This is a genomic window from Microcoleus sp. Pol12A5, from assembly GCF_036701435.1.
Lineage (GTDB): Bacteria > Cyanobacteriota > Cyanobacteriia > Cyanobacteriales > Microcoleaceae > Microcoleus.
The window spans coordinates 30,574-50,897 of record NZ_JAUBQU010000039.1 but is presented as its reverse complement, the minus strand read 5'-3'; the positions used below and the strand labels follow the sequence as shown (position 1 = coordinate 50,897).

At 45.6% G+C, this 20,324-nt stretch carries 21 protein-coding genes, 1 tRNA gene and 1 pseudogene; 14 read left to right on the top strand and 9 right to left on the bottom strand.

Annotated features, from left to right (window positions below; all coding sequences use genetic code 11):
* The first annotated feature begins 189 nt into the window (after nucleotides 1-189).
* The 5 genes from QUA45_RS13225 to QUA45_RS13205 all read left to right on the top strand — a co-directional run bounded on the left by QUA45_RS13225 (nucleotide 190) and on the right by QUA45_RS13205 (nucleotide 4,184).
* The gene (locus tag QUA45_RS13225) at nucleotides 190-642 is read left to right on the top strand and encodes an HlyD family efflux transporter periplasmic adaptor subunit (RefSeq protein WP_333221019.1); all 453 of its coding nucleotides are present in this window, start codon (nucleotides 190-192) and stop codon (nucleotides 640-642) included.
* A gap of 369 nt (nucleotides 643-1,011) precedes the next feature.
* Nucleotides 1,012-1,743 (top strand): helix-turn-helix transcriptional regulator, encoded by a 732-nt coding sequence (locus QUA45_RS13220; protein WP_333221017.1) that lies wholly within the window; start codon nucleotides 1,012-1,014, stop codon nucleotides 1,741-1,743.
* A 167-nt stretch (nucleotides 1,744-1,910) separates the two neighbouring features.
* A complete protein-coding gene (locus QUA45_RS13215; RefSeq protein ID WP_333221015.1) occupies nucleotides 1,911-2,999 on the top strand; it encodes a C1 family peptidase in 1,089 nt (362 codons plus the stop codon).
* 80 nt (nucleotides 3,000-3,079) lie between these two features.
* Complete coding sequence (locus QUA45_RS13210; RefSeq protein WP_333066353.1) at nucleotides 3,080-3,517, top strand: hypothetical protein; 438 nt, start codon at nucleotides 3,080-3,082, stop codon at nucleotides 3,515-3,517.
* A 340-nt stretch (nucleotides 3,518-3,857) separates the two neighbouring features.
* The gene (locus tag QUA45_RS13205) at nucleotides 3,858-4,184 is read left to right on the top strand and encodes a protease inhibitor I42 family protein (protein WP_333097362.1); all 327 of its coding nucleotides are present in this window, start codon (nucleotides 3,858-3,860) and stop codon (nucleotides 4,182-4,184) included.
* Nucleotides 4,185-4,308: 124 nt separating this feature from the next.
* On the opposite strand, the pseudogene QUA45_RS13200 reads toward QUA45_RS13205, so the two are convergent.
* Nucleotides 4,309-4,478, bottom strand: a pseudogene (locus tag QUA45_RS13200) (DNA/RNA nuclease SfsA); the annotation flags it as partial.
* Between the two features lie 541 nt (nucleotides 4,479-5,019).
* Between QUA45_RS13200 and QUA45_RS13195 the strand changes: the two are divergent.
* The 6 genes from QUA45_RS13195 (at nucleotide 5,020) to QUA45_RS13170 (ending at nucleotide 9,527) form a co-directional block, all read left to right on the top strand.
* Nucleotides 5,020-5,400: a hypothetical protein gene (locus QUA45_RS13195; protein ID WP_333221013.1), complete on the top strand. Its 381-nt coding sequence runs from the start codon at nucleotides 5,020-5,022 to the stop codon at nucleotides 5,398-5,400.
* A 41-nt stretch (nucleotides 5,401-5,441) separates the two neighbouring features.
* The gene (locus QUA45_RS13190) at nucleotides 5,442-5,789 is read left to right on the top strand and encodes a DUF1036 domain-containing protein (protein WP_333097360.1); all 348 of its coding nucleotides are present in this window, start codon (nucleotides 5,442-5,444) and stop codon (nucleotides 5,787-5,789) included.
* 406 nt (nucleotides 5,790-6,195) lie between these two features.
* Nucleotides 6,196-7,119, top strand: coding sequence for a hypothetical protein (locus QUA45_RS13185; protein WP_333097359.1), 924 nt, complete (start codon nucleotides 6,196-6,198; stop codon nucleotides 7,117-7,119).
* Between the two features lie 150 nt (nucleotides 7,120-7,269).
* The gene (locus tag QUA45_RS13180) at nucleotides 7,270-7,734 is read left to right on the top strand and encodes a hypothetical protein (RefSeq protein WP_333097358.1); all 465 of its coding nucleotides are present in this window, start codon (nucleotides 7,270-7,272) and stop codon (nucleotides 7,732-7,734) included.
* A 188-nt stretch (nucleotides 7,735-7,922) separates the two neighbouring features.
* Complete coding sequence (locus QUA45_RS13175; RefSeq protein ID WP_333221011.1) at nucleotides 7,923-9,200, top strand: S8 family serine peptidase; 1,278 nt, start codon at nucleotides 7,923-7,925, stop codon at nucleotides 9,198-9,200.
* Between the two features lie 99 nt (nucleotides 9,201-9,299).
* Entirely contained in the window at nucleotides 9,300-9,527 is a 228-nt protein-coding gene (locus QUA45_RS13170; protein ID WP_333097356.1) for a hypothetical protein, read from the top strand.
* A 1-nt stretch (nucleotide 9,528) separates the two neighbouring features.
* Here the strand turns inward: QUA45_RS13170 and sfsA are convergent, their stop codons facing one another.
* Complete coding sequence (gene sfsA / locus QUA45_RS13165; RefSeq protein WP_333097355.1) at nucleotides 9,529-10,266, bottom strand: DNA/RNA nuclease SfsA; 738 nt, start codon at nucleotides 10,264-10,266, stop codon at nucleotides 9,529-9,531.
* A gap of 389 nt (nucleotides 10,267-10,655) precedes the next feature.
* Between sfsA and murJ the strand changes: the two genes are divergently transcribed.
* A complete protein-coding gene (gene murJ, locus QUA45_RS13160) occupies nucleotides 10,656-12,269 on the top strand; it encodes a murein biosynthesis integral membrane protein MurJ (RefSeq protein WP_333221009.1) in 1,614 nt (537 codons plus the stop codon).
* A 73-nt stretch (nucleotides 12,270-12,342) separates the two neighbouring features.
* On the opposite strand, the gene QUA45_RS13155 is transcribed toward murJ, so the two are convergent.
* The 3 genes from QUA45_RS13155 to moaC form a co-directional block, all read right to left on the bottom strand.
* Nucleotides 12,343-12,645, bottom strand: coding sequence for a DUF3181 family protein (locus QUA45_RS13155; protein WP_333221008.1), 303 nt, complete (start codon nucleotides 12,643-12,645; stop codon nucleotides 12,343-12,345).
* Nucleotides 12,646-12,709: 64 nt separating this feature from the next.
* A complete protein-coding gene (locus QUA45_RS13150; protein ID WP_006633890.1) occupies nucleotides 12,710-12,967 on the bottom strand; it encodes a 2TM domain-containing protein in 258 nt (85 codons plus the stop codon).
* Nucleotides 12,968-13,055: 88 nt separating this feature from the next.
* The gene (gene moaC, locus QUA45_RS13145) at nucleotides 13,056-13,577 is read right to left on the bottom strand and encodes a cyclic pyranopterin monophosphate synthase MoaC (protein ID WP_333097353.1); all 522 of its coding nucleotides are present in this window, start codon (nucleotides 13,575-13,577) and stop codon (nucleotides 13,056-13,058) included.
* A 78-nt stretch (nucleotides 13,578-13,655) separates the two neighbouring features.
* Here moaC and QUA45_RS13140 point away from each other — a divergent pair.
* Nucleotides 13,656-13,729: transfer RNA gene (locus QUA45_RS13140), tRNA-Arg, on the top strand.
* 223 nt (nucleotides 13,730-13,952) lie between these two features.
* Here QUA45_RS13140 and QUA45_RS13135 read toward each other — a convergent pair.
* The 3 genes from QUA45_RS13135 to QUA45_RS13125 form a co-directional block, all read right to left on the bottom strand.
* The gene (locus QUA45_RS13135) at nucleotides 13,953-15,197 is read right to left on the bottom strand and encodes an MFS transporter (RefSeq protein WP_333097352.1); all 1,245 of its coding nucleotides are present in this window, start codon (nucleotides 15,195-15,197) and stop codon (nucleotides 13,953-13,955) included.
* Nucleotides 15,198-15,330: 133 nt separating this feature from the next.
* The gene (locus tag QUA45_RS13130; protein ID WP_333097351.1) at nucleotides 15,331-16,518 is read right to left on the bottom strand and encodes a glycosyltransferase family 4 protein; all 1,188 of its coding nucleotides are present in this window, start codon (nucleotides 16,516-16,518) and stop codon (nucleotides 15,331-15,333) included.
* Nucleotides 16,519-16,768: 250 nt separating this feature from the next.
* A complete protein-coding gene (locus QUA45_RS13125) occupies nucleotides 16,769-18,493 on the bottom strand; it encodes a DUF2079 domain-containing protein (RefSeq protein WP_333097350.1) in 1,725 nt (574 codons plus the stop codon).
* A 53-nt stretch (nucleotides 18,494-18,546) separates the two neighbouring features.
* Here QUA45_RS13125 and QUA45_RS13120 point away from each other — a divergent pair, with 53 nt between their 5' ends.
* Complete coding sequence (locus tag QUA45_RS13120; protein WP_333097349.1) at nucleotides 18,547-19,785, top strand: histidine kinase; 1,239 nt, start codon at nucleotides 18,547-18,549, stop codon at nucleotides 19,783-19,785.
* 54 nt (nucleotides 19,786-19,839) lie between these two features.
* On the opposite strand, the gene mutT is transcribed toward QUA45_RS13120, so the two are convergent.
* Nucleotides 19,840-20,244, bottom strand: coding sequence for an 8-oxo-dGTP diphosphatase MutT (mutT, locus tag QUA45_RS13115; protein ID WP_333097348.1), 405 nt, complete (start codon nucleotides 20,242-20,244; stop codon nucleotides 19,840-19,842).
* Nucleotides 20,245-20,324: the final 80 nt, after the last annotated feature.

Below are 20,324 nucleotides of genomic sequence, written 5' to 3'. Positions count from 1 at the left end.
GGCGGGAATGGATAATAATTATTTAGTTAAAATTTTAGACTCTGCCAGCTAACGCTCGAAAACTAAAACTGATTCCCCATCTAAATTGATTCACTTTTGAGAATTTAGAAGTTCTTAAAGCTCGATTTTAACTGCGTTAATTGCATCAGATTTAAGAGTTTTAAGAATGGTTTTCTCAGAGACTAGCTCATGCACAAATATGATTTTTTTCAACTTAATTTAGATGCGTTTACCCTGGGTGCGGCAATTGCTCAAATTGCTCCCGCTAATGCTGCGATTGTCGTCAAAGCTCGCGTCGCCGCTCCCGATATTGGTAAAATTGCGATCGGTCAAACATCTATCCTGGAGATTTCTGCCTATCCCTATCCCGACTACGGCGTACTAGAAGCGAAAGTTAGCGCGATCGCACCCGATGCCATTGCTGGTGAAAATAACAGTGCGCCTTACTATGAAGTGACTGTTATGGCCCAAAAAACTTATTTAGTCAAGCGCGATCGGGCGATTAGCTTATCGTCGGCTAACGAACAGTGCTGTCAGTATCATATTCAAGCAGGAATGGAAGTTACAGCCGACATTATTTCTCGACAAGAAACCGTACTTACATTTATTCTCAGAAAACCCAGGATGTTCGCCGATGTTTGACGAACTTTACATCACCCATTAGTATATTTGATTATCTAATTCGCCGCGACGTTCTTATGGCAAGTTATTTATGCCTTGACACTTTTTTTTGAGTTATTTTTTTATTTTTACAATAAAATATACAGACCTTAACATACAAAATAAAATTATGCAAGTCACTCGATTATGTGACTTGTAACTAATCGCTAGTGACTGTTATTAGTTAGTAATTACTTAAGAAAAGCAACTTAAATCAGGGACTCTCAAAAAATCTCAGAGTGCATTTCTACAGTTGTAGACCTCAACAACAGTGAAATGAGCGAGATACCCGCACCGCAAGGGTATCTACTTTCGCCATGTTCACCGTATATGCCAATGGAGATATTTCCCATGAATTCACAGAAACACAGGCGTCAGCGCGCAGTTATTTTGACATCTCAAGATTTTGATCGACTCCAAGCACCAAAAGCTGAGGCCGAAAGTTACGAAATTTTCTACCAAGATTGTATTATCAAAGTCGAGAGCGATCGGACAGACAAGCAGCCAGATAATTTCATTAAGGGATTAGTCAAGCAAATTTTGGATCGCGTAGGGGCGATAGTTGTGGAGATTGCAGGCGAAGTGCAATTCATGACTCAACGGGCAGAAGAACTTTTAAGCCAGTATTTTTTATACCACATTCCCTACTCATTGCCAGAATCCTTACAACATTGGTTCCAGGAGCAGATTGCGCGAATCGCATTCAACCACAATGTTCCCTCTCGCTGTTTGCCCTTGCACATTCAACAAGCAGGAAAACAGTTGATAGTCCGGCTGATTCCCGATCCCATCAAAGAGCAATATGTCTTGCTATTGGAGGAAGAAGAACTGCAATCTTTCTCTATTTCTGCTCTGGAATTGCTAGGACTCACCAAACGCGAGGCGGAGGTTTTATTCTGGATTGCCAAAGATAAAAGTAATGCAGGAATAGCTAAAGCGATCGGTTGCAGTGAAGGAACAGTGCGAAAACATCTGGAACATCTTTACGGGAAACTAAGCGTACAAACCCGGACGGCTGCTGTGATGGTTGCTCTGGAAAAGTTGGGGTTATTCAAAGCAGACTTTGTTGCAATATCTTCATAATTCTATACGCGGATCGTCGTATTGTTCCCCAAGTTTATTTGGAAGACTATTAGATCAAACGCTGTTATCCAGCGTTCGATCGCAGCTCAAAAAAAGAGCAAAAAATACGCAAACTCACGAGCGATTTTAGTTTGAGTCAAACCTACTTTATGTTTTAAGGAGATGACATGGATTCCATTAAATTGCAAGCAGCAATCGAGCTAGCCGGTGCCTCCTGGCAAGCTGGCGAAACGAGCATGACTCAGCTTTCAGATGCCGAAAAGCAACTGCGGCTCGGTTATACGCCTGGGCCTAACGAACCGTCCTTTGAAGAACAAGAGCAAATCGCCAAGATCAATCAGGAAGTCTTTAAGTCGGCACAGATTAAAGGCGAGACAGCAGGCTATCCCGCCAGCTTCGATATGCGGACAGGTGGATTTGTGACAGCAGTCAAAGATCAAGGTTCTTGCGGTTCTTGTGTTGCGTTTGGCACTGTGGCAACGATCGAAACCACCATTCGCCGCATTCGCAACAATCCGGCGCTGGCGATCGATTTATCCGAAGCTCACTTGTTCTACTGCTATGCCCGCGCCCTAGGACGTAACTGCGGGAACGGTTGGTGGGTGCCACCCTCAATGGATTCAGCGAAAACAGGACTCGCCATCGAAGCTTCTTACCCTTACACCGCAGCCGATCAAAATTGCAGCAACCTTGCCAGTAACTGGCAAAGTAGCGCCGTTAAAATTAGCGGGTGGCATGAGATTAAATCGATCGCAGATATGAAGGAATGGCTTTCCACTCGCGGCGCGTTGGTAGCTTGCTTCACTGTCTACACAGATTTCTTCGCTTACAAAAGTGGCATTTATCGCCAGGTTAGCGGCAAGGTTGAGGGTGGTCACTGTGTCTCGATCGTGGGTTACAACGACACCGAAGGCTATTGGATTGCCAAAAATAGCTGGGGACAGAACTTTGGTGAGAATGGCTTTTTCCGCATCGCTTACGGGCAGTGCGGGATTGACTCCAGTATGTTCGCGGTGGATGGCATCGTTGAAACCGGCTGGTTGTCAAATGTGAAAATTCTCGGACTCTGGACAAATAATGCCGATCGCAATGCTTATGTCTATGTCAGCGAAGGCATCGGCTGGAGAAAACTCTCTGATGCTAGCGATGAAACAAACCTCGATATGTTGATTCAGCTTGCTGCGTCTAAAGCGGCCGATCGTCCAGTCAGCCTCTATCAAGAAAACGCGATCATCAAAGAAATTTACGCCTGGTAAAAAACAGCGGACTTGAGACGATCGTCCAAAATCCCAAGTCCAACAATTAACGATTCGCTTCTAGAGATTAAGGAACGACCATGACTTATTCCAGCAATCCAGCCGGTTCACCTGATGAAGTTTGTCTGCCTTGTCAGGCGATCGCACAACCCTTCAACCCCAATACTAAGGAGATAAAAATGGAAGCCTACCCCACCCAAGAACCTCCCGTTCAAGCTGCGAAGCAAACCGCAAGTCAAGAAGAGCGTCCCACCTTCGATCCCCCCGCTCAAAATGCTGTTAGTCAAGGCAACACAGCTTGGCAAACTGATAAAAAGGTACTGGGACTGTGGACAAACAGCTCAACTCGTAACGCTTATATGTATGTGGATCAGATTGGTTGGCGGAAATTTGCCGATAATTCTGACTCTGCGATCGTTGCCTTCAACGTCATCGCAGCCCATGCTAAAGTGTTAGCTAAACCCGTCCAATACTATGAAGAAGCCGACAACAAAGTATCCACCCTTTACGTTTGGTAAAGCTTGATTGTCGCCGACTCTCCAAGTTTATGCCGGGCTGCACTCAAAGATTTTGCATTGAGTATGTTGGCGGTTGATGGTTGAATTTTAAGGTTTACCATCCAACCGTCAACCGCCCACCAGCAAATTGCGATTCTAGCGCGACTAAACTTGGCATGGCTGTTTCTTTTGTACATAAATTATGTTTTTATACCTAATCATTTCGACCTATTTAGTATCTTTTACTCCCTTTTCCCCTAACATTGCTTCACGGACTCGCACAACATTTCCTCCACGGCCGACCGCACACCCGAAACAGCAATATATACAGCCACCTTCATCACCTCCTACCTCACAATCTATGTCTGAATTAACTTTATCTCAAGCCGATAGTGGCACAGTTTTAAACCTCAAGCGCGGACAGACGCTCACACTTCGTTTAGACGAAAATTCAACAACAGGCTACCGCTGGTCTCTGTCCGCCTTAGATACAGAAGTTTTACAATTAAAAAGTGACGACATGAATCTGGGTAGTAATCTTGGGATGGGTGGTGGCGGGCAGCGCGTGTTCACCTTTCAAGCAAACAATCCCGGTCGAGTAAAATTACAACTAAAAAACTTGCGTGAGTGGGTTGGTGAGGAATCAACCATTGAGGAATTTCAAGCCACTGTTCAAGTCTCCGAATAGCAACACTTCTGACAGTTTCATTGCTTACGCATCTGGGGCTAAGCCGCAGCTAGTCGGGAGGTGAGTAGCATTTAGTCGGCTGGACCCGTTTGACTGAGTTTGCCCCCATGAAGCGCACCAAATCTCAAATATCCAGTTTTGCTAACTCCAAATAGCGAATGCCTTCCGGTGTCACCTCAAAGCGACAGGGCACAATCTCTACACCTGCATCGATCGCCTGTCTGAACAACTCTCCGTAAATGCGATCGGCACTATCCCCGGAGCAAAATCAGTACAATCTCCGCGATTAATAAAATCTTGTACCGCTTGATGAGAATTCCGGGTAAAAGAGGAGGATATTTGTCAATCAAGTCAGTCATGGGGCCTTGCTAAATAGACATAATTTTTGTAGGGCGGGTTCACCAACAATACCTGCCAATAATTGACAATATAAAAAACCCGCCCCACCCAACCGTAAATCACTTGTCGAGCAAAATTTAGGGTTTGAAACCAGCTTTCAGAGCGGAATGTTTTTAGGGTGGGGTGTAAACAGCCCTCCTAAAAAAATCACAGGCAACTGTAAAGTTGATTTTTTTCTAATAATTTAAAAACTAATTTTTCTTCGCAAACATATCAAGCATTTTTACAGAAAACTAAGCCTACAAAGCCGAACGACTGGTGTGATGATTGCTCGGTAAAAGTTGGAATTGTTCAAAGCATAATTTGTTGCAATATCTTCATAATCCTATACGCGGATCGTCGTATTGCTCTCAAACTCTATTTTGAGGAATATGAGATTAAACGCTATATGGAGTCTGTAAACTGTGCTAAACAAAAATCCACTACGGAGGTAAAAATGGAAACCAATAATGTAGATGCAACGGTCGATTTTGTCGATTTCGGTGTTCAGAAACAGGATTCGGCAGCTCGCGAAGGTCAATCTGATGCTAAACCAGGCATCGAAAATGAAACCTTGCTTCACACTCTACGCGGATCATCAATGTTCTCTGTGGAAAACAAAGAAGTTTTACCTCAAAAAAGCCAAGAAGATGCAACAGTCGATTTTGTGGATGTCAGTGCAATAAAACAAGATTCGGTAGCTCGCGAAGGTCAATCTGATGCTAAACCGGGCATCGAAAATCAAACATTCCTTCACACACTACGTGCATCATCAATGTTCTCTGTTGAAAACAAAGAAGTTTTACCTGAATGTACCCGTTCCAACACAGGGACATAGAACCGTATTCATTGGCAATTACTCATTGTACGAGGTGGAATATGCTCACAATTTGCAACAAATATACATCTGGTGTTTGGGTAGCTATTATGTACTATCGCCCCAACTGTCCAGATGGTGGAAATTGGGCAAAAAAAGGTTGGTGGCGGCTCAATCCTGGCGAATGCAAAGTGGTATATGGGGGTAGTTTGCGTAGTCTGAATCGCTACTACTGCTACTATGCTGAGGCTGATAACGGAGCAAATTGGTCAGGGCCTTACGTGAGGCCTGTCCCTCCACAAGCCTTTGACTGGTGTGAGTGGACAAGCAGCACTCAAGCAACTAATGTAGGCTTCCGGTTGCTTGATATTAACAGTTACGACAATTTCACGCTGAATTTGACAGCATAAATCTGAGTGGAGTTGTCAAGTTAAATTTTTATTCTAAATTTAACTTGACAACTTAATCTACATAGGAGCGGAATTAATCGACTGTTAACTCGAATTTACTCAATATTATTGCACGGGCTCCCATTTATGGGATTTTTTTTACTTGCTATAACAGAAAAGGAGCAACATCTCTTGATAAAAGTTGCGGTTATTCAAATGGAGTTTTGTTGCAATATCTTCATAATCCTATACGCGTATCGTCGTATTGCTCTTCAAGTTTATTTTGAGGACTATTAGATCAAAAGCTGTTATGCAGTTTTGAAACTCAGCTTAAATAACTCTCATGACCAAGGTTGTCTTCTCTAGCTATTGAACAACTTTAAGGTGGAGTTTGTTTGCTGAAAACTACTCAAGAAAGAGGTTAAGTATGTTACGGATTACTGCCGATATATTTTCTGGAAGACCCGCTCCCGAGTGGATTATTACAGACGAGGAAGAAGCTCGAACTACACTCAAAGAGATTGCTAACAATCGTAGCATTGTAGCCGAAGCAGCTTCTGCTGATGCTGGATTAGGGTTTCGCGGTTTCACCATTGAACCCCTATCTGACGAGCTTGCCCAAGACTTTGAACTACCCGCTAGTATGTATATGGCTGCAGGTGCGAGTGCCGCTAGCGATAAAGCAAACGAGATTGCTGAGCGTTTGATCGGCTTAATGAGCAGTGCAGAATCATCTCCAGAAGCATCGGCTTTCGGAGAAGAACTACCTTTAGATGAAATGTTGCAGAATTTTCTGCGACAACAACTGGAAACCAGCAGCAGACTTTCAGTATCTGATGTTGAAGACTTACCAAACATGGCGGTAGACACCTCAAGTGAAGTGGCTGCTACCTGCTTTTATGATACTTCGCCCTATAACCCCGGCTTCTGGAACAACAACCCCGTAATCCGGCAGAACAACAACTGCTATAACTATGCGAGCAACAAGCGGACAGATACTTTTGCCCAACCAGGAAAAGGATGCGGACATCAGTACACCGCAATTAATTGCGTAGAAGTTACCAAAGCTTCCCTGTGTGATGGATTGCACAAACGCTACGATTGTTTCCCCGCCTCACAAGCCCCTCGCTATTTAGTAGCACTGGTTATTGCCCCTGGTCCGGGCTTTGTTGATTTCCACTGGTATCGCAAAATGCGAGAAGGATTTTGGGGTCACAAACCGGGTTCGACAGCGGCTCGGAATACAGATAACAGTGGCGTAGTCATCACTAACCCAGCTACCTGTAACCGTGGGCCTTACACCATATTTTGTGGCTATTTTTACACTTGTAAGAGCCAAAAGATTAAATAGAATCTATAGCAATCCTTGCAGGAGTGATAAATTTTTTACCCCACCCCAACCCTCCCTTTACCAAGAGGAGGGAGTAAGAAATTTACAAATGATTTAGGATTGCTATATAGCACTGCGGAATGTGGGTTCCCCACACTGGAGAAGAAGACCATGCAACGGGCTTATTCATTCACAACATATCTAGAAAGGATAATTGGCTTGGGTTTTTTAATGTTTTTGGTGACTTTGCTTGGGTGTTCGGTCACAGCTTTAGGAGACAAAAAGATGCAAGTAGAAGTGGATATGTTTAGTGGCAGACCAAACCCACATTGGGAATTGACAGTGCAAGAATCTCAGCAGTTTACACAACGACTTCAATCATTGTCTACACATCAAGGAGAAGGAGCTGTTAATGAAGGATTGGGGTATCGTGGTTTGATTGTCCGAGAAAGTGGTGAAGAGGTAGAGGGCTATCGGGAAATTGTGATTTCTAATGGATTTATCGTGGCTAGAAGCAATGGTAAATCCCAAGAATTTACCGATAAAAACCGTACTTTAGAAAAATGGCTAATCCAGACAGGAGAAGGACGGTTAGATGACGAACTTTACCATCAAATTAGCAAATTAGCCGAGTAAACAGCACAGGAGTTACGCACAAAGTGTATCTGTAGGGCGCAGCACACCGCACCTTACCCGACGACAAACAATGTAAAAATTGCTCTTTGGCGTAAGTCATAAATAAGTCGAGTCAGTAGCAAAAAAAGTAGAAATTCAGGTCAGAAAAACTGTCATGGATTTCTAATAACTCTCAATAAGAGGTATTTATGTCTGAACAACCTAGTTTTCCCATCCCAGAAACTGCCCAAGCTGATGAAACAACAGGGCGTTACATTATTACTTTCCGCGATGATGCGGTGATAGAAGGGTTAGATCTTCTGAACGACCAAACTGGCATCAGAGGACTGGCAAATGCTGCCGATTTCCCGGACTCTGCTCTAGACTTGAGCCAAATTGAAGCAGCAGGGGGAGCGGTGTTTCCCACTCTCGGCGTGGCCGTCGTTTCGTTAGACGAAGGGGGTTTCAGCAGCATCATGACCTCTGCGGGAGAGGATTCGGCTATTCTGGCGATCGAACCGGAGCGCACTTTCTACGCCATTGGTGATGGGTTGTCGGCAGACTATTTGCGGGGTTATCGCGATGCGGTGAATAACCTGTACGACAAAGCCACTACTACAGAAGCAGCAGAAATCGAGAAACAAGAATGTTTTTCCGATGATAGCGACTCTACTTGGGGTTTGAAGGCAACGAAGGCGATCGACTCTCTGTTGACTGGTAGTGGAATGAAAGTTGCTGTGCTGGATACGGGGATGGATCTCCAACATCCCGACTTCGCAGGTCGATCGATTGTATCGCAGTCCTTCGTACCAGGGGAGGACGTACAAGATGGCAACAGTCATGGCACGCACTGCATCGGGACAGCCTGCGGGTTCAAGGATCTTAACGGCCGCAGGTACGGGATCGCTTACGAATCGACCATTTATGTCGGTAAAGTGTTGAGTAATGCCGGTAGTGGCGCTAGTGGCTGGATTCTGGCTGGGATGGAATGGGCGATCGCCAATGGGTGTCAAGTGATCTCGATGTCATTAGGAAACACCAATCCAAAGCCCTCTACGACCTACGAAACAGTCGGTCGTCGGGCACTGCAAAATGGGTGTCTGATCGTGGCGGCCGCCGGCAACCACGGACCAACCAAAACCGTTGGACAACCAGCGAATAGTCCCTCGATTATGGCTGTTGCAGCCGTTGATAACTGCGTCCAAGTGCCTGACTTCTCGGCTACCTCTGACCTCATTCAAGGAACTAAAGTCGATATCGCCGCTCCAGGAGTGAAAGTATACTCATCAGTGCCTATGAATAAAGGGCGTTATGCTGCTTACAATGGCACTAGCATGGCTACACCGCACGTGGCTGGGCTCGCGGCCTTGTATGCCGAATCGACTGGTAAACGAGGTGCTGAACTTTGGCAATTGCTGACTGCCTATGCTATGGCGCTACCGTTGCCAAATACTCGTGTTGGAAGCGGTTTAGTACAAGCTCCGTAATGCAGAATACCCAAGTCCCTGCAGCACTTTAAGCCTGCGGGGATCTAACAGAAGACAATTTACAATAGCGCAATGGATGTACTCCAAAGGATGCTAAATATGTCTGACGAACAAGTACAGCGCATCATAGTGGCTGTTGACGACCAAAACATATCGGTAATTCAATCGGTTGTCACTGCCTTAGAATCGGCGGGAATGAAAGTGGATGAGGTGCTGCCTGTGATTGGTATCGTTACTGGAGAAGTTGCTGAGTCGAAGCTAGAAGAACTAAAGAGCGTACCGGGCGTGGCTAGTGTTGAGATCGATCGAGAAATGCAGGCAATTTAAACTAATCATTTAGGGTTAGTAGATCTAGTTTTGCTAACCCCAAATAGCGAATCCCTTCCGGTGTCACATCAAAGCGACAGGGCAAAATCTCTACACCTTCACCGATCGCCTGTCTGAACAATTCTCCGTAAATGCGATCGGCACTATCCCCCGGAGCAAAATCAGTACAATCCCCGCGATTAATAAAATACAGCATTACAGCCCTCGAACCCTGCCGCACCACTTCTATCAATTCTCTCAAATGCTTCTGTCCCCTCTCCGTCACTGTATCGGGAAATAGAGCCAACTCCTCTTTTACCCAAGTTGTATTTTTCACTTCCAGAAAAATCGGTTTTTCCTCACCAGTTAGCCAAAAATCCACTCTACTTTTTTTATCAGTGCCGTAAACAACCTCCGGTTGAATTAAACTGTAATTGCCCAACTCTGGAAACAATTTCAATTCCAAAGCTAATTTAACTACTCGATTTGGCAGCCCAGTATTAACTCCCACCCAAGTTGGCACAGTGTCGCAAACTTTAATTAATTCCCAAGTATAAGCTAACTTGCGTTTAGGATTGTCGCTGGGAGATACTAGCACTGGATTGCCCGGAATGTAAACACCAGTCATCGGGCCAGTATTCGGACAGTGCGCGGTGATTATTTCTCCCGAATCTAGTTCTATTTCGGCAAAAAATCGCTTGTAACGTTTGATGAGAATTCCGGGTAAAAGAGGAGGATATTGGTAAATTAAGCCAGTCATTCGATTTTAGATTTTAGATTTTAGATTCTCGATTGTAGATTTTACCTATAACGGAATACCTGGCTCCGCACTTTTGAAAGAAGTCTGGGAGCTAACACAATCGATCGTAAGTTATGAACTATCTGCTTTTATCAACTCATTTATTTAATCATTTTTAAATGGTAGATTTTAGATTGTAGATTTTAGATTGACGCATCATAGCACGAAACGGCGGTTTGTAGTTAGGACGAATAGTCCCAATCGATTATTGAATTTCCGCAAGTCAGTAATAGCGATAAAATTGGTACAAGCGCAATTCCCCCTAGAAGTTTTATGAGTTCGTGATATGATTCTCCCGGTTCGCGATTAAAATAAGTGAATCCTTTTAGCATTAGCGTTTGTAACCATTTGTGTCCCAATTACAGAAGCCCTCTCGTTCCCTCGCAGGGATTGCCGGCATTGTCGCAGTCGCCACTCTAATTAGCAAAGTCTTTGGATTAGTGCGCCAAATTGCGATCGCCGCAGCCTTTGGAGTCGGTGTCGCCGTCGATGCCTACAACTACGCCTACGTCATCCCTGGTTTCTTATTTATTTTGCTCGGAGGGATTAACGGGCCATTTCACAGCGCCATCGTCAGTGTTTTAGCCCGCCGGGATAAAAAAGAAGCAGCACCCTTAGTCGAGACTATCACCACCTTAGTCGGGGGCTTGTTGCTGTTAGTGACGATCGCTTTAATTATTTTTGCCGATCCGCTGATCGATTTGGTGGCACCGGGATTAAATAGAACAGCAGAAGGTTTACAAATTAAAGCAATTGCCGTCCAGCAATTTCGGATTATGGCGCCGATGGCCTTACTTTCAGGCTTGATCGGCATTGGTTTCGGCACTCTCAATGCTGCCGATATGTACTGGTTGCCTTCGATTAGTCCTTTATTTTCCAGCGTTGCACTTGTCGGCGGTTTGGGGCTTCTCGCAATGCAACTCGGAGACAAAATTATTCAGCCAGAATCCGCACTAATTGGTGGCTTAGTGTTAGCTTGGGGAACGTTAGCGGGTGCAGTTTTGCAGTGGTTGGTGCAACTGGTGGCGCAGTGGCGCGCGGGGTTGGGAACATTGCGTTTGCGGTTTAATTTTAAACGGCCGGGAGTGCAAGAAGTCATCAAGGTTATGGTTCCTGCTACCTTATCATCAGGAATGCTGCAAATTAATGTCTATACAGACCTCTTTTTTGCATCCTACATCCCTCAAGCTGCCTCTGCGTTGGGTTACAGTGGCTTGTTAGTTATGACGCCTTTAGGCATCATTTCTAATGTAATTTTAGTGCCATTTCTACCGATATTTTCTCGCCTCACCGATCCGAGAGATTGGCCGGAATTAAAAGATCGAATTCGTCAATCTTTAGTTTTGACCGCCCTTACGATGCTGCCCCTGAGCGCTTTAATGGTAACGCTGGCTGGGCCTATCGTCCGCATTGTTTACGAACGCTATGCTTTTGATAGAGAGGCCTCGCTGTTTGTTACGCCGATATTGATGGCTTACAGTATTGGAATGTTTGTGTATTTGGGACGCGACGTTGTGGTACGGGTATTTTACGCTTTGGGAGACGGGGAAACCCCTTTTCGCATCAGTATTATCAATATCTTTTTAAACGCTCTTTTGGATTATTTGTTGGTTGGAGCCTTTGGGGCGCCCGGATTAGTTTTGGCGACGGTGGGAGTGAATCTTCTTTCGATGATTATGCTTTTGTACTGTTTAGATCAAAAGCTGGGTGGCCTGCCTTGGGGGCAGTGGAGTTTGCCTTTTCTGGGGTTAACTTCTGGCAGTTGTCTAACTGCTTTCGTTACCTTGGCTACTCTGCAAGCGTGTCAAAGAGTTTTGGGTACTGAAGGTTTGGTAATTCAATTAGTGCAGTTGAGTGTGGCAAGTTTTGTAGGGTTAGGAGTTTTTGCCCTGTTTGTCAGTCAGATGAAGTTGCCGGAAGTTGATATGTTTGTAGATCGCATTCGGGGGCGTTTTCGCAAATAAAATTGTCGGGGCGGGTTAAAGGCGAATACTAGACACAACGCCCACAATCTGCGTACAAAACCCGCCCTTTACTTTACATTTTTCGCTGAAATTCCTCAATAACATCCATCAATTGAACTTGACACTGCATCGGAATTAAATCTGCCAGTGGCACTTCCCGCTTGCCGCCGCCCAACTTGACTGGAATTCCTTGCAAAACTTGTCCAACTTTGTCAGCATCTAAATTACCATCTTCCAGCATGGAATAAAGTTGTTCGGCAACAACAGTATGCAGGTGAGCATCTCTCAGATACAAATGCCATTTGGCAATGTCAATGTAGACATTTTCGCCGATTTCGGCTGCTAAGGATTCGATCGCCTGTGTAGTATTAGCCATATCAAAAAAGCCGAAAGTTATTTGTTATCAATCAAAAGACTTAACAAATCGCCGCCAACTGCCTTCAGCCAGAATCTTTGGTGAGGGGCGAATAATCGGCGATCGCAAAATGGTAAATCGCGTGGGCCAAAACTACTAGAGCCCATCCACCCGTTACCGAAATTGCCCAAGGCCAATCAGCCTTTTGCAAATTGTGAACAAACCACAAACCTGAATTGGTAGCAGAAAAAAGACCGACGTGGATAGCAAAATTCATCCGGTCATCTAAGCGGCGGTACTCTGGATCATTGCGATCGGGTTTGCGGGGCCAACGAGGAGGCATAGTTTTTCACTTGATATTAGTAGTTCTGTGCCTATTTTAATCATAAGTGCAGCTTTTTGAATGCTGCATCCCTCTTTCGGTAGGAAACTTATGCCTCTACATTTTCATAGTCTCCAGACTTGCCGCCACTTTTACTCACCAAGCGAATTGACTCAATGGCGATCGACTTTTCCAATCCTTTCGCCATATCGTACAAAGTCAGCGCCGCCACCGAAACCGCCGTCAGCGCCTCCATTTCCACCCCTGTTTCCGCCTTAATTTTCACCGTCGCCCGAATTTGATACCCCGGCAACCCAGCATCCGGCATCACCTGCACCTCCACGCTACTCAGCGGCAGAGGGTGACACAGAGGAATCAAATGTGCAGTCTGTTTGGCCGCCATAATTCCAGCCAGCCTTGCAGTGCCCAACACATCACCTTTCGGCGCATTCCCCGCTTCAATCGCCGCAAAAGTCTCCGGCAACATCCGCACCCGGCCAGCAGCCACAGCTTGTCGCACAGTCGGCACCTTCGCTGAAACGTCCACCATTTGGGCTTCCCCGCTGTTGTCGAGGTGAGTTAGCTGTGCCACATCGGGCAATTCAGAAAAAGTTTGCGAAAGGTCTTGCATTATTTTGGTAATGGTGTTACTGTTAGATTCTGTGAGAAAAGAACTTAATCAATTTTAGATTAAATCTAAACTCAACAGGGGCTTGTAGCTTAGTTGGATAGAGTGCATGGCTACGAACCATGAGGTCGGGGGTTCGAATCCCTCCAAGCCCACTACTAAAAGTTATGAATTTTGAGTTTTTAGTTTTGAATTAATAAATTAATTCAATTCACGACTTAAAACTCATAACTTTTTTAATTTTGTGCGTTTACTAGACCTCTTGCAAAAATATCTAGGACCCTGCTCAAAGCCCATCCCACAAAAATCATTTTTTCGGGTGGGGTGGGCTTCTAGCCCGCCCCAAAAATTGATTAAAAGGACTTTGGCAATTCAACTCTACTGATTCAAAGCATAAATATCTTTGCCTCGACCGATCGCAAATTTCATCGAATTAGATAAGCCCTTGCTAGACTGAGTAATAAAAATCAGCAAAGCAAAGCCAGCGAGACCAGCCGCAAAACCAAACATATTTCTGTAGCCAACTTGTTCAGCAACAAAGCCTAAAGTCGGCCCCGCAACCGCAATTCCCAAATCAAATCCGCCAATACAAAGCGAAAACAAGCGGCCCCTTTCATAAGGTTCGCACCTGTCCGACATCAGCGTTACCATCATCGGCAAAACCGTACCACCCGCGCAACCTTCAATCAAAGCTGCTATTAAAAAAGCACTGCTGTTGTTAGCAAAATACAACAATAACATAGATACGGCATAACAGATTAAGCCACCAGAAATAAACAAGCCGCGACCGTATTTGTCCGAAGCCCGTCCCGTGAGCAACCGTATACCAAAACTGGCGATAGCCGCCGTCGAATAAAATAATCCTGGATTCAAATTAGTCTTAGTTTCTTGGATAAACAAAGGCATAAAAGTGCTCAAAGTTCCAAATACTAAACCAACCACCAATAACACTAAAGCCGGAATCCGCACTCTAGGATTCCAGAGCATTTGCCAGTATTTTTGGCTGTTTTTATCCTCAGATAGCGAGTCCGATTTTGTTAAATCTGCAAAATTAGGTTCCGCAACTTTGCAGGTAAAAAATACAGCCATTGCAGCGAAAGCCGCCGACATCGCAAACAAAGGAGTATAACCAACCCAAGCTTGTACAAATCCACCAATAGCAGGCCCAACTGCTAAACCAATAGGATTAACCAAGCTCATGTAACCGATTAATTCGCCCCGCTTTCCTGGCGGCGATAAATCTGTTACCAAAGCGCTGTAAGCTGTAGTAAAAGCGGCGATACTAATGCCGTGAAAAATGCGAATAAGTAACAGTAAGGGGATAGATTGAGCTAACAGGTAGCCAAAAGGGGCGATCGCAGCGACTGTCGCGCCTAGCAGCAAAACTTGTTTTCGCCCCCTGCTGTCGGCTATTTTACCCAACGGTGGCCTCGATAGCAAAAGTCCGATCGCAAATGCACCCATCACAAAGCCAATTTGCTGTTTTGTGCCGCCCACAAATTGAACGTACAGCGGCAAAGTTGGCAGCAGCGAAGCCAAACTTGACCAGAATAGCAGCCCTGCGGTGAATAAAGTCAGCAAGCTGCGTCTGGGTTGGGGATCGATGTCCCTAAAAATATTCAAGATGCTAATTCCCTTTAAATCTTCTGAGTGCGCTCAAGCTGAGGTCGAGTGTATATATATCATTGTGTTACAATTTCTTAATATTGGCAACAAAAAAACTTGATATTCTACTCACCCTCAACAGTCAGCATTCTTACCAATCAACCTCAGCCCTTTCCTCCACCACCCGTTCATAAACCCACTCGGTTTCTATCGCCAACTTAGGCCAACTAAACCGGCGTTCCAAATCCTGATAAGCATTGTCAACCAACCACTGCGCGTAACCCGGATTTTTCAGCACCTCCAAAATTCCCCAGGCCAAAGAATCCCGATTGTTTGCCTCAGTAACAACGCCCGTTTTAGTGTGCTGCACCACCTCTGGAAGTCCGCCCGCATCCGAAACCACCACAGGCACTCTTGCAGCAAAGCTTTCTAAGGCAACAATCCCAAAAGGTTCGTAAAGACTGGGAAAAACCGCGCAGTCAGCCACCGTCTGAAATTTGTCAAGATGTTCCTCAAACATGAACCCAGTAAAATAACACTTATTCCAAATTCCTAAATGCCAAGCTAAATGTTTGAGATGGTCTGTATTGCCACCACCAACAATTACAATTTTTGCTTTACCCCCCATTTCCCAAATTACTTTAGGTGCCGCCTGCAAAAATACATTAATGCCTTTTTCATAGCTAATTCTTCCTACATAATAGACAATTTTCTCATCATCAGCAGCAAACCTGCGGCGGAAATCCATCGCATCAAATTCGTGCCACCTGGGCTTTTTATCTGGTCTAATTCCGTTGTAAATTACCTCTATTTTGTTCCACGGAGTGGATAGTACCCGTTCGGCTTCCCGCCGCATATAATCGCTGCAAACAATTACCCGCCAAGCGTTGTAAGCGAGGTCGTTCTCCTTGGTGTTAATGTAGCGCTGCCCCTCATTGTGGATGCCATTGAAACGCCCGTATTCGGTGGCGTGGATGGTGGCAATTAGCGGTACTTTAAAGGTATGCTTGAGGGCGATCGCCGCATCTCCCACCAACCAATCGTGAGCGTGGATGATATCAAAGGAGCCTTCCTCCAGCATCAGTTTTCCGCCTTGGTGGCCCATGCTTTGGTTGAGATTCGCCACCCAGTGAAAAAAGTCCCTGGCGTGCCCGACCACCACCCGATGCACACGTATTCCTTCCACCACTTCGTACATCGGCGCGTGGCCGAACTCTACTGTAATTAAGTGTATTTCGTGACCCAGCTTTACCAATTCAGGATACAGTTCCGATACGTGGCGGGCGATACCGCCTACGATTCTGGGAGGAAACTCCCATGCCAATACCAAAATTTTCATCTTTTTTCCTCCAAATAATTTATATAACTTAATGTTTAGGATTAACAGATTTATTGTAAAATGATCGGCCTCAAATTTGAGTCGATCGTAAGTTGATGCCCAATGCCTGACTTTTGGCAGCAACAAAGACAGAAAATCATGCCTAAACGTGGTTTTTGCATGAAATTGCTGGATCGCCATTACCTGAAAAAAACAGGTTTCCTCAAGATTTGAGCCACTGAAGGAAGCAATGGCGATCGCGCCTACCCGCTTACCGTTTCTTCAAAATCGGCTCCAATTCGCCGCGAAAACGGGTCCAAGCAGCAGCAGATGCAGAATTAGAAACAGCACCCTGACGCATCAAAATCGCGCCGTCTTCAAAGCCAACAATGCCGTAATCTCCCGATTTGGACATTCGATCGATCGCCGGTACGATCTCCCGCAACTGTCCCCGTTCCCCGCGAAACGCAGCCTGATACTGCTGCAACTGCCAGATATCGGCAATTACATATTGCATCTTCACTGCCTTCCCCGCATCATTGCGGAGTTCAAACATCGGAAACCTGAGAATTTCCCGCCTGCTTGACAAAATCGGCACAATAGTATTCGTCGCTGCCACGCTAGCATCAGCAGGAATTTGAGCCAACAGCGGCCGCACTTGCAAAACGTGCTGCCATTGTCTGACAAGAGGAACCTGCACCCAAGGATCGATCGCATCGGGCAAAATCCAAGAAAAAGTCCGATTTGGGTTAGAAGTGAAGGTAAAAAATAGCGACAAACAGATACAAAACGCCCAAAAGCGGCGAAACTTTGAAGACGAAGGCAGAGGAAATAAAGCAGAAGGAAAACGCAAAAACATTCTTTCCTCTCTCACCATTCTATCTTCTTCCTTTTGACGCTGGGCCCACCACAGAATAGCCCCGTAAAAAAGCCCTGGAACCACAGTCATCGCATAGCGAATATTAATCGCCAGCACCGACTCTCCTTTCGCTAAAAATAGCTTCAGCAGCGGAAATCCAGCTATCATCCAAGATGCAGGCGCGAAAGCAGGAACCAAAGCTAATGGCAACCACTGGCCAAGCAGGTATCTAATCTTACCAAAAAACGGCGTAAATAACTGAGCCACCAACCGCCAGGGATTGCTCAGCATTCCCCAAATAATTTCTAGAGTAGAAGCTTCATCTCCATCGGCATATTGACCGAAGCGCTCCATCATAAACCGCTGGGATATGTCAGCAGAAAACAAAGGCATAATCAGATTAGTTAGGACGATCATATAACCAAAACTGAGTATGCAGACGGCTAAACCAGTCCGAGGGTAGCGCCGACTCAAAATCAGGTAAACTCCGACGCCAAATAAAACAACTCCCCCATCTTCTCGCACGGCCAAAATTAAAGTTGCCAGAATCCCAAACAAGGGCCACCAGCGCTTCTCCATCGCCAGCAGCAAGCCAAAGACATACAGCGGCATTTGACAAATATCGTGAAAATTACCCAAAGTCGGACCGATGACCGCGTTAGCGCAGTAATAGCTCACAACAATTGTCGCCGACAGCCTCGGTTCCAGATAGTGTCTGGCGAGAGCATAGAGCACTCCTCCCGCCGCCGTAATTAAAGTCACCTGCAACACCGTCAAAGTGACGGGCGAGGGAAACAGCGAGTAAATTGGCAGCCACAGCATCAGCGCCGGGGTGAAATGCTGCCCCAACCGGTAGTAAGATACTTCCGGGAGCTGATTTTGGTGCACCACATTAGTGGACAACGCCGAAGAGAGGGAACTCTCAAACAAGTGACCCCGAGTGCCGTTCCAAAAAAGTTGATTGAAAATGCCTTGGTCGTAAGTAGCGTAAAAGCTGTAGTAGCGGTGCAGCGTCAGCAACAGGCACAGCACAAAAAAGGCAGCCGCCACTTGAACCACCACCCGCAGCGACTCATTTTTCTTCCATCTCAAAAATATCATCTGCCCGCCTGTAATGAAATTATCGGACAATAGCATAAATCTAAAGTAAGTATTAAATTAAAGTAGAAGTGAAATAACTCGGCTCGGCAATGCTCAATTATTTTCACCCGATCGAAAAGCTCAACAGCGTCCATCCCACACCCGGCACCAGCGGCACTGACTGTTCTCCCGAACAGCCGGTAAATTCCGCACCGCTTTTACAGCTTTTGCTGTTTGTAGACAAGCGTTCCTCTTCCCGGGAACAGACCAGACACATCCGCAAGTCCCTAAAGGATTTGAAAGCAGACTGCGACTTTGAGCTTCAAATCATTGACGTAGGAGAACAGCCCGATTTAGCCGAACACTTTAAACTTGTAGCCACTCCCTCGCTGCTCAAAATTCATCCCGATCCGCGACAAACTCTCGCCGGCAGCAATTTAATCGCCCAACTCGAACACTGGTGGCCCCGCTGGAAGCGTTCTGTAGAAGAATACGCAGCTCAGCAGCAGTCAGCCCCAGCACTTGCTGAAAGCCTGACTAACTCAAAACCACTCTATTCCGTTGCTTGCGCCGCCGAAATTGTGCAGCTTTCTGATGAAGTTTTTCGCCTCAAACAGGAAAAAGAACACCTGCAAGAGCAGTTGCAGTTGAAAGACCGGATTATTGCGATGCTAGCTCACGACTTGCGTAATCCCTTAACGGCAGCATCTTTGGCTTTGGAGACTTTGGAGTCAAGTCAGAAGGTGAAAGAGGGGGAAAAGTCGCGTTTGACACCGAGTCTGGCGGCTCATTTGATGAAACAAGCCCGCCGCCAAATCCAAATTGTCGATCGTATGATTACAGATATCCTGCAAGCAGCCCGGGGTACAAACGCTCAACTCCACATTGAACCAAAAAGAATCGAACTAGGGGCGATTTGTCAAGATGTAATCTTGCAATTTCAAGACAAATTTCAGGCGAAAAGTCTGAACTTAGAAACAGACATTCCCGCAGATTTGCCTTTGGTTTATGCCGATCCCGATCGCATCAAACAAGTCATGATCAACCTGCTTGACAACGCCAGCAAGTACACCCCAGACCGAGGAACCGTTAATCTTTCAATTCTCCACCGCACCGCTTACAAAGTTCAAGTCAGCATTTGCAACAGCGGCCCGGGAATTCCTGAAGAAGATTGCGCGAGCATTTTTGAAGACAGTTTTCGCTTGCAGCGAGATAAATCAACAGATGGTTACGGCATTGGACTGTCTCTATGTCAAGGCATCATTCGCGCCCACTACGGTCAAATTTGGGTAGACTCTGTACCCGATAGAGGCAGTTGTTTTCACTTTACTCTGCCCGTCCAAAAATAAAACTTAGCTGTAGATTTTTCACTTGTCAGTAGCAACCGAGTTTGATATTACAGCTCAACTTTTCCGCAGTGCAGCAATAATCTGTGCGTTTGCCTTGGGAAAAGTAAATTGGTCAATTTCGTCGAGTGTCACCCAGCGAATTTCATCGCATTCAATCGTTTGCGGTTCCCCGCTGACGTGGCGGCAGTGGTGCACGTATAGTCTAACTGTAAATTTAGTGTAGTCGTGGTCAATTGTAATCAAGCGATCGCCAACTTCTACAACAATCCCCAACTCCTCCATTATTTCCCGTTTTATGCAAGCTTCGATTGTTTCCCCAGGCTCTATTTTTCCGCCCGGAAACTCCCAGAAACCCCCGTGCAGTCCATGTTGTCGGCGCTTGTCAATCAAAATTTGTTGGCGATTGTTCCAGATTGCAGCAACGCCGATAACTTTGTGGGCAAAAGGAGGAAGAGACATATTAATTAGGAATGGGGAATGGGGAATGGGGAATGGGGAATGGGGAATTTAAGAATAATATCAATAATTATTCAATTATT

What these genes read in the sequence shown, in the direction of transcription:
- QUA45_RS13205 (WP_333097362.1), top strand. Translation starts at nt 3,858, where the DNA reads ATGTCTGAATTAACTTTATCTCAAGCCGATAGTGGCACAGTTTTAAAC.
- sfsA (WP_333097355.1), bottom strand. Translation starts at nt 10,266, where the DNA reads ATGACTGGCTTAATTTACCAATATCCTCCTCTTTTACCCGGAATTCTC.
- QUA45_RS13210 (WP_333066353.1), top strand. Translation starts at nt 3,080, where the DNA reads ATGACTTATTCCAGCAATCCAGCCGGTTCACCTGATGAAGTTTGTCTG.
- QUA45_RS13150 (WP_006633890.1), bottom strand. Translation starts at nt 12,967, where the DNA reads ATGCCTCCTCGTTGGCCCCGCAAACCCGATCGCAATGATCCAGAGTAC.
- QUA45_RS13170 (WP_333097356.1), top strand. Translation starts at nt 9,300, where the DNA reads ATGTCTGACGAACAAGTACAGCGCATCATAGTGGCTGTTGACGACCAA.
- QUA45_RS13190 (WP_333097360.1), top strand. Translation starts at nt 5,442, where the DNA reads ATGCTCACAATTTGCAACAAATATACATCTGGTGTTTGGGTAGCTATT.
- mutT (WP_333097348.1), bottom strand. Translation starts at nt 20,244, where the DNA reads ATGTCTCTTCCTCCTTTTGCCCACAAAGTTATCGGCGTTGCTGCAATC.
- QUA45_RS13220 (WP_333221017.1), top strand. Translation starts at nt 1,012, where the DNA reads ATGAATTCACAGAAACACAGGCGTCAGCGCGCAGTTATTTTGACATCT.
- QUA45_RS13195 (WP_333221013.1), top strand. Translation starts at nt 5,020, where the DNA reads ATGGAAACCAATAATGTAGATGCAACGGTCGATTTTGTCGATTTCGGT.
- QUA45_RS13130 (WP_333097351.1), bottom strand. Translation starts at nt 16,518, where the DNA reads ATGAAAATTTTGGTATTGGCATGGGAGTTTCCTCCCAGAATCGTAGGC.
- moaC (WP_333097353.1), bottom strand. Translation starts at nt 13,577, where the DNA reads ATGCAAGACCTTTCGCAAACTTTTTCTGAATTGCCCGATGTGGCACAG.
- QUA45_RS13120 (WP_333097349.1), top strand. Translation starts at nt 18,547, where the DNA reads ATGCTCAATTATTTTCACCCGATCGAAAAGCTCAACAGCGTCCATCCC.
- QUA45_RS13125 (WP_333097350.1), bottom strand. Translation starts at nt 18,493, where the DNA reads ATGCTATTGTCCGATAATTTCATTACAGGCGGGCAGATGATATTTTTG.
- QUA45_RS13175 (WP_333221011.1), top strand. Translation starts at nt 7,923, where the DNA reads ATGTCTGAACAACCTAGTTTTCCCATCCCAGAAACTGCCCAAGCTGAT.
- QUA45_RS13225 (WP_333221019.1), top strand. Translation starts at nt 190, where the DNA reads ATGCACAAATATGATTTTTTTCAACTTAATTTAGATGCGTTTACCCTG.
- QUA45_RS13215 (WP_333221015.1), top strand. Translation starts at nt 1,911, where the DNA reads ATGGATTCCATTAAATTGCAAGCAGCAATCGAGCTAGCCGGTGCCTCC.
- QUA45_RS13155 (WP_333221008.1), bottom strand. Translation starts at nt 12,645, where the DNA reads ATGGCTAATACTACACAGGCGATCGAATCCTTAGCAGCCGAAATCGGC.
- QUA45_RS13180 (WP_333097358.1), top strand. Translation starts at nt 7,270, where the DNA reads ATGCAACGGGCTTATTCATTCACAACATATCTAGAAAGGATAATTGGC.
- QUA45_RS13185 (WP_333097359.1), top strand. Translation starts at nt 6,196, where the DNA reads ATGTTACGGATTACTGCCGATATATTTTCTGGAAGACCCGCTCCCGAG.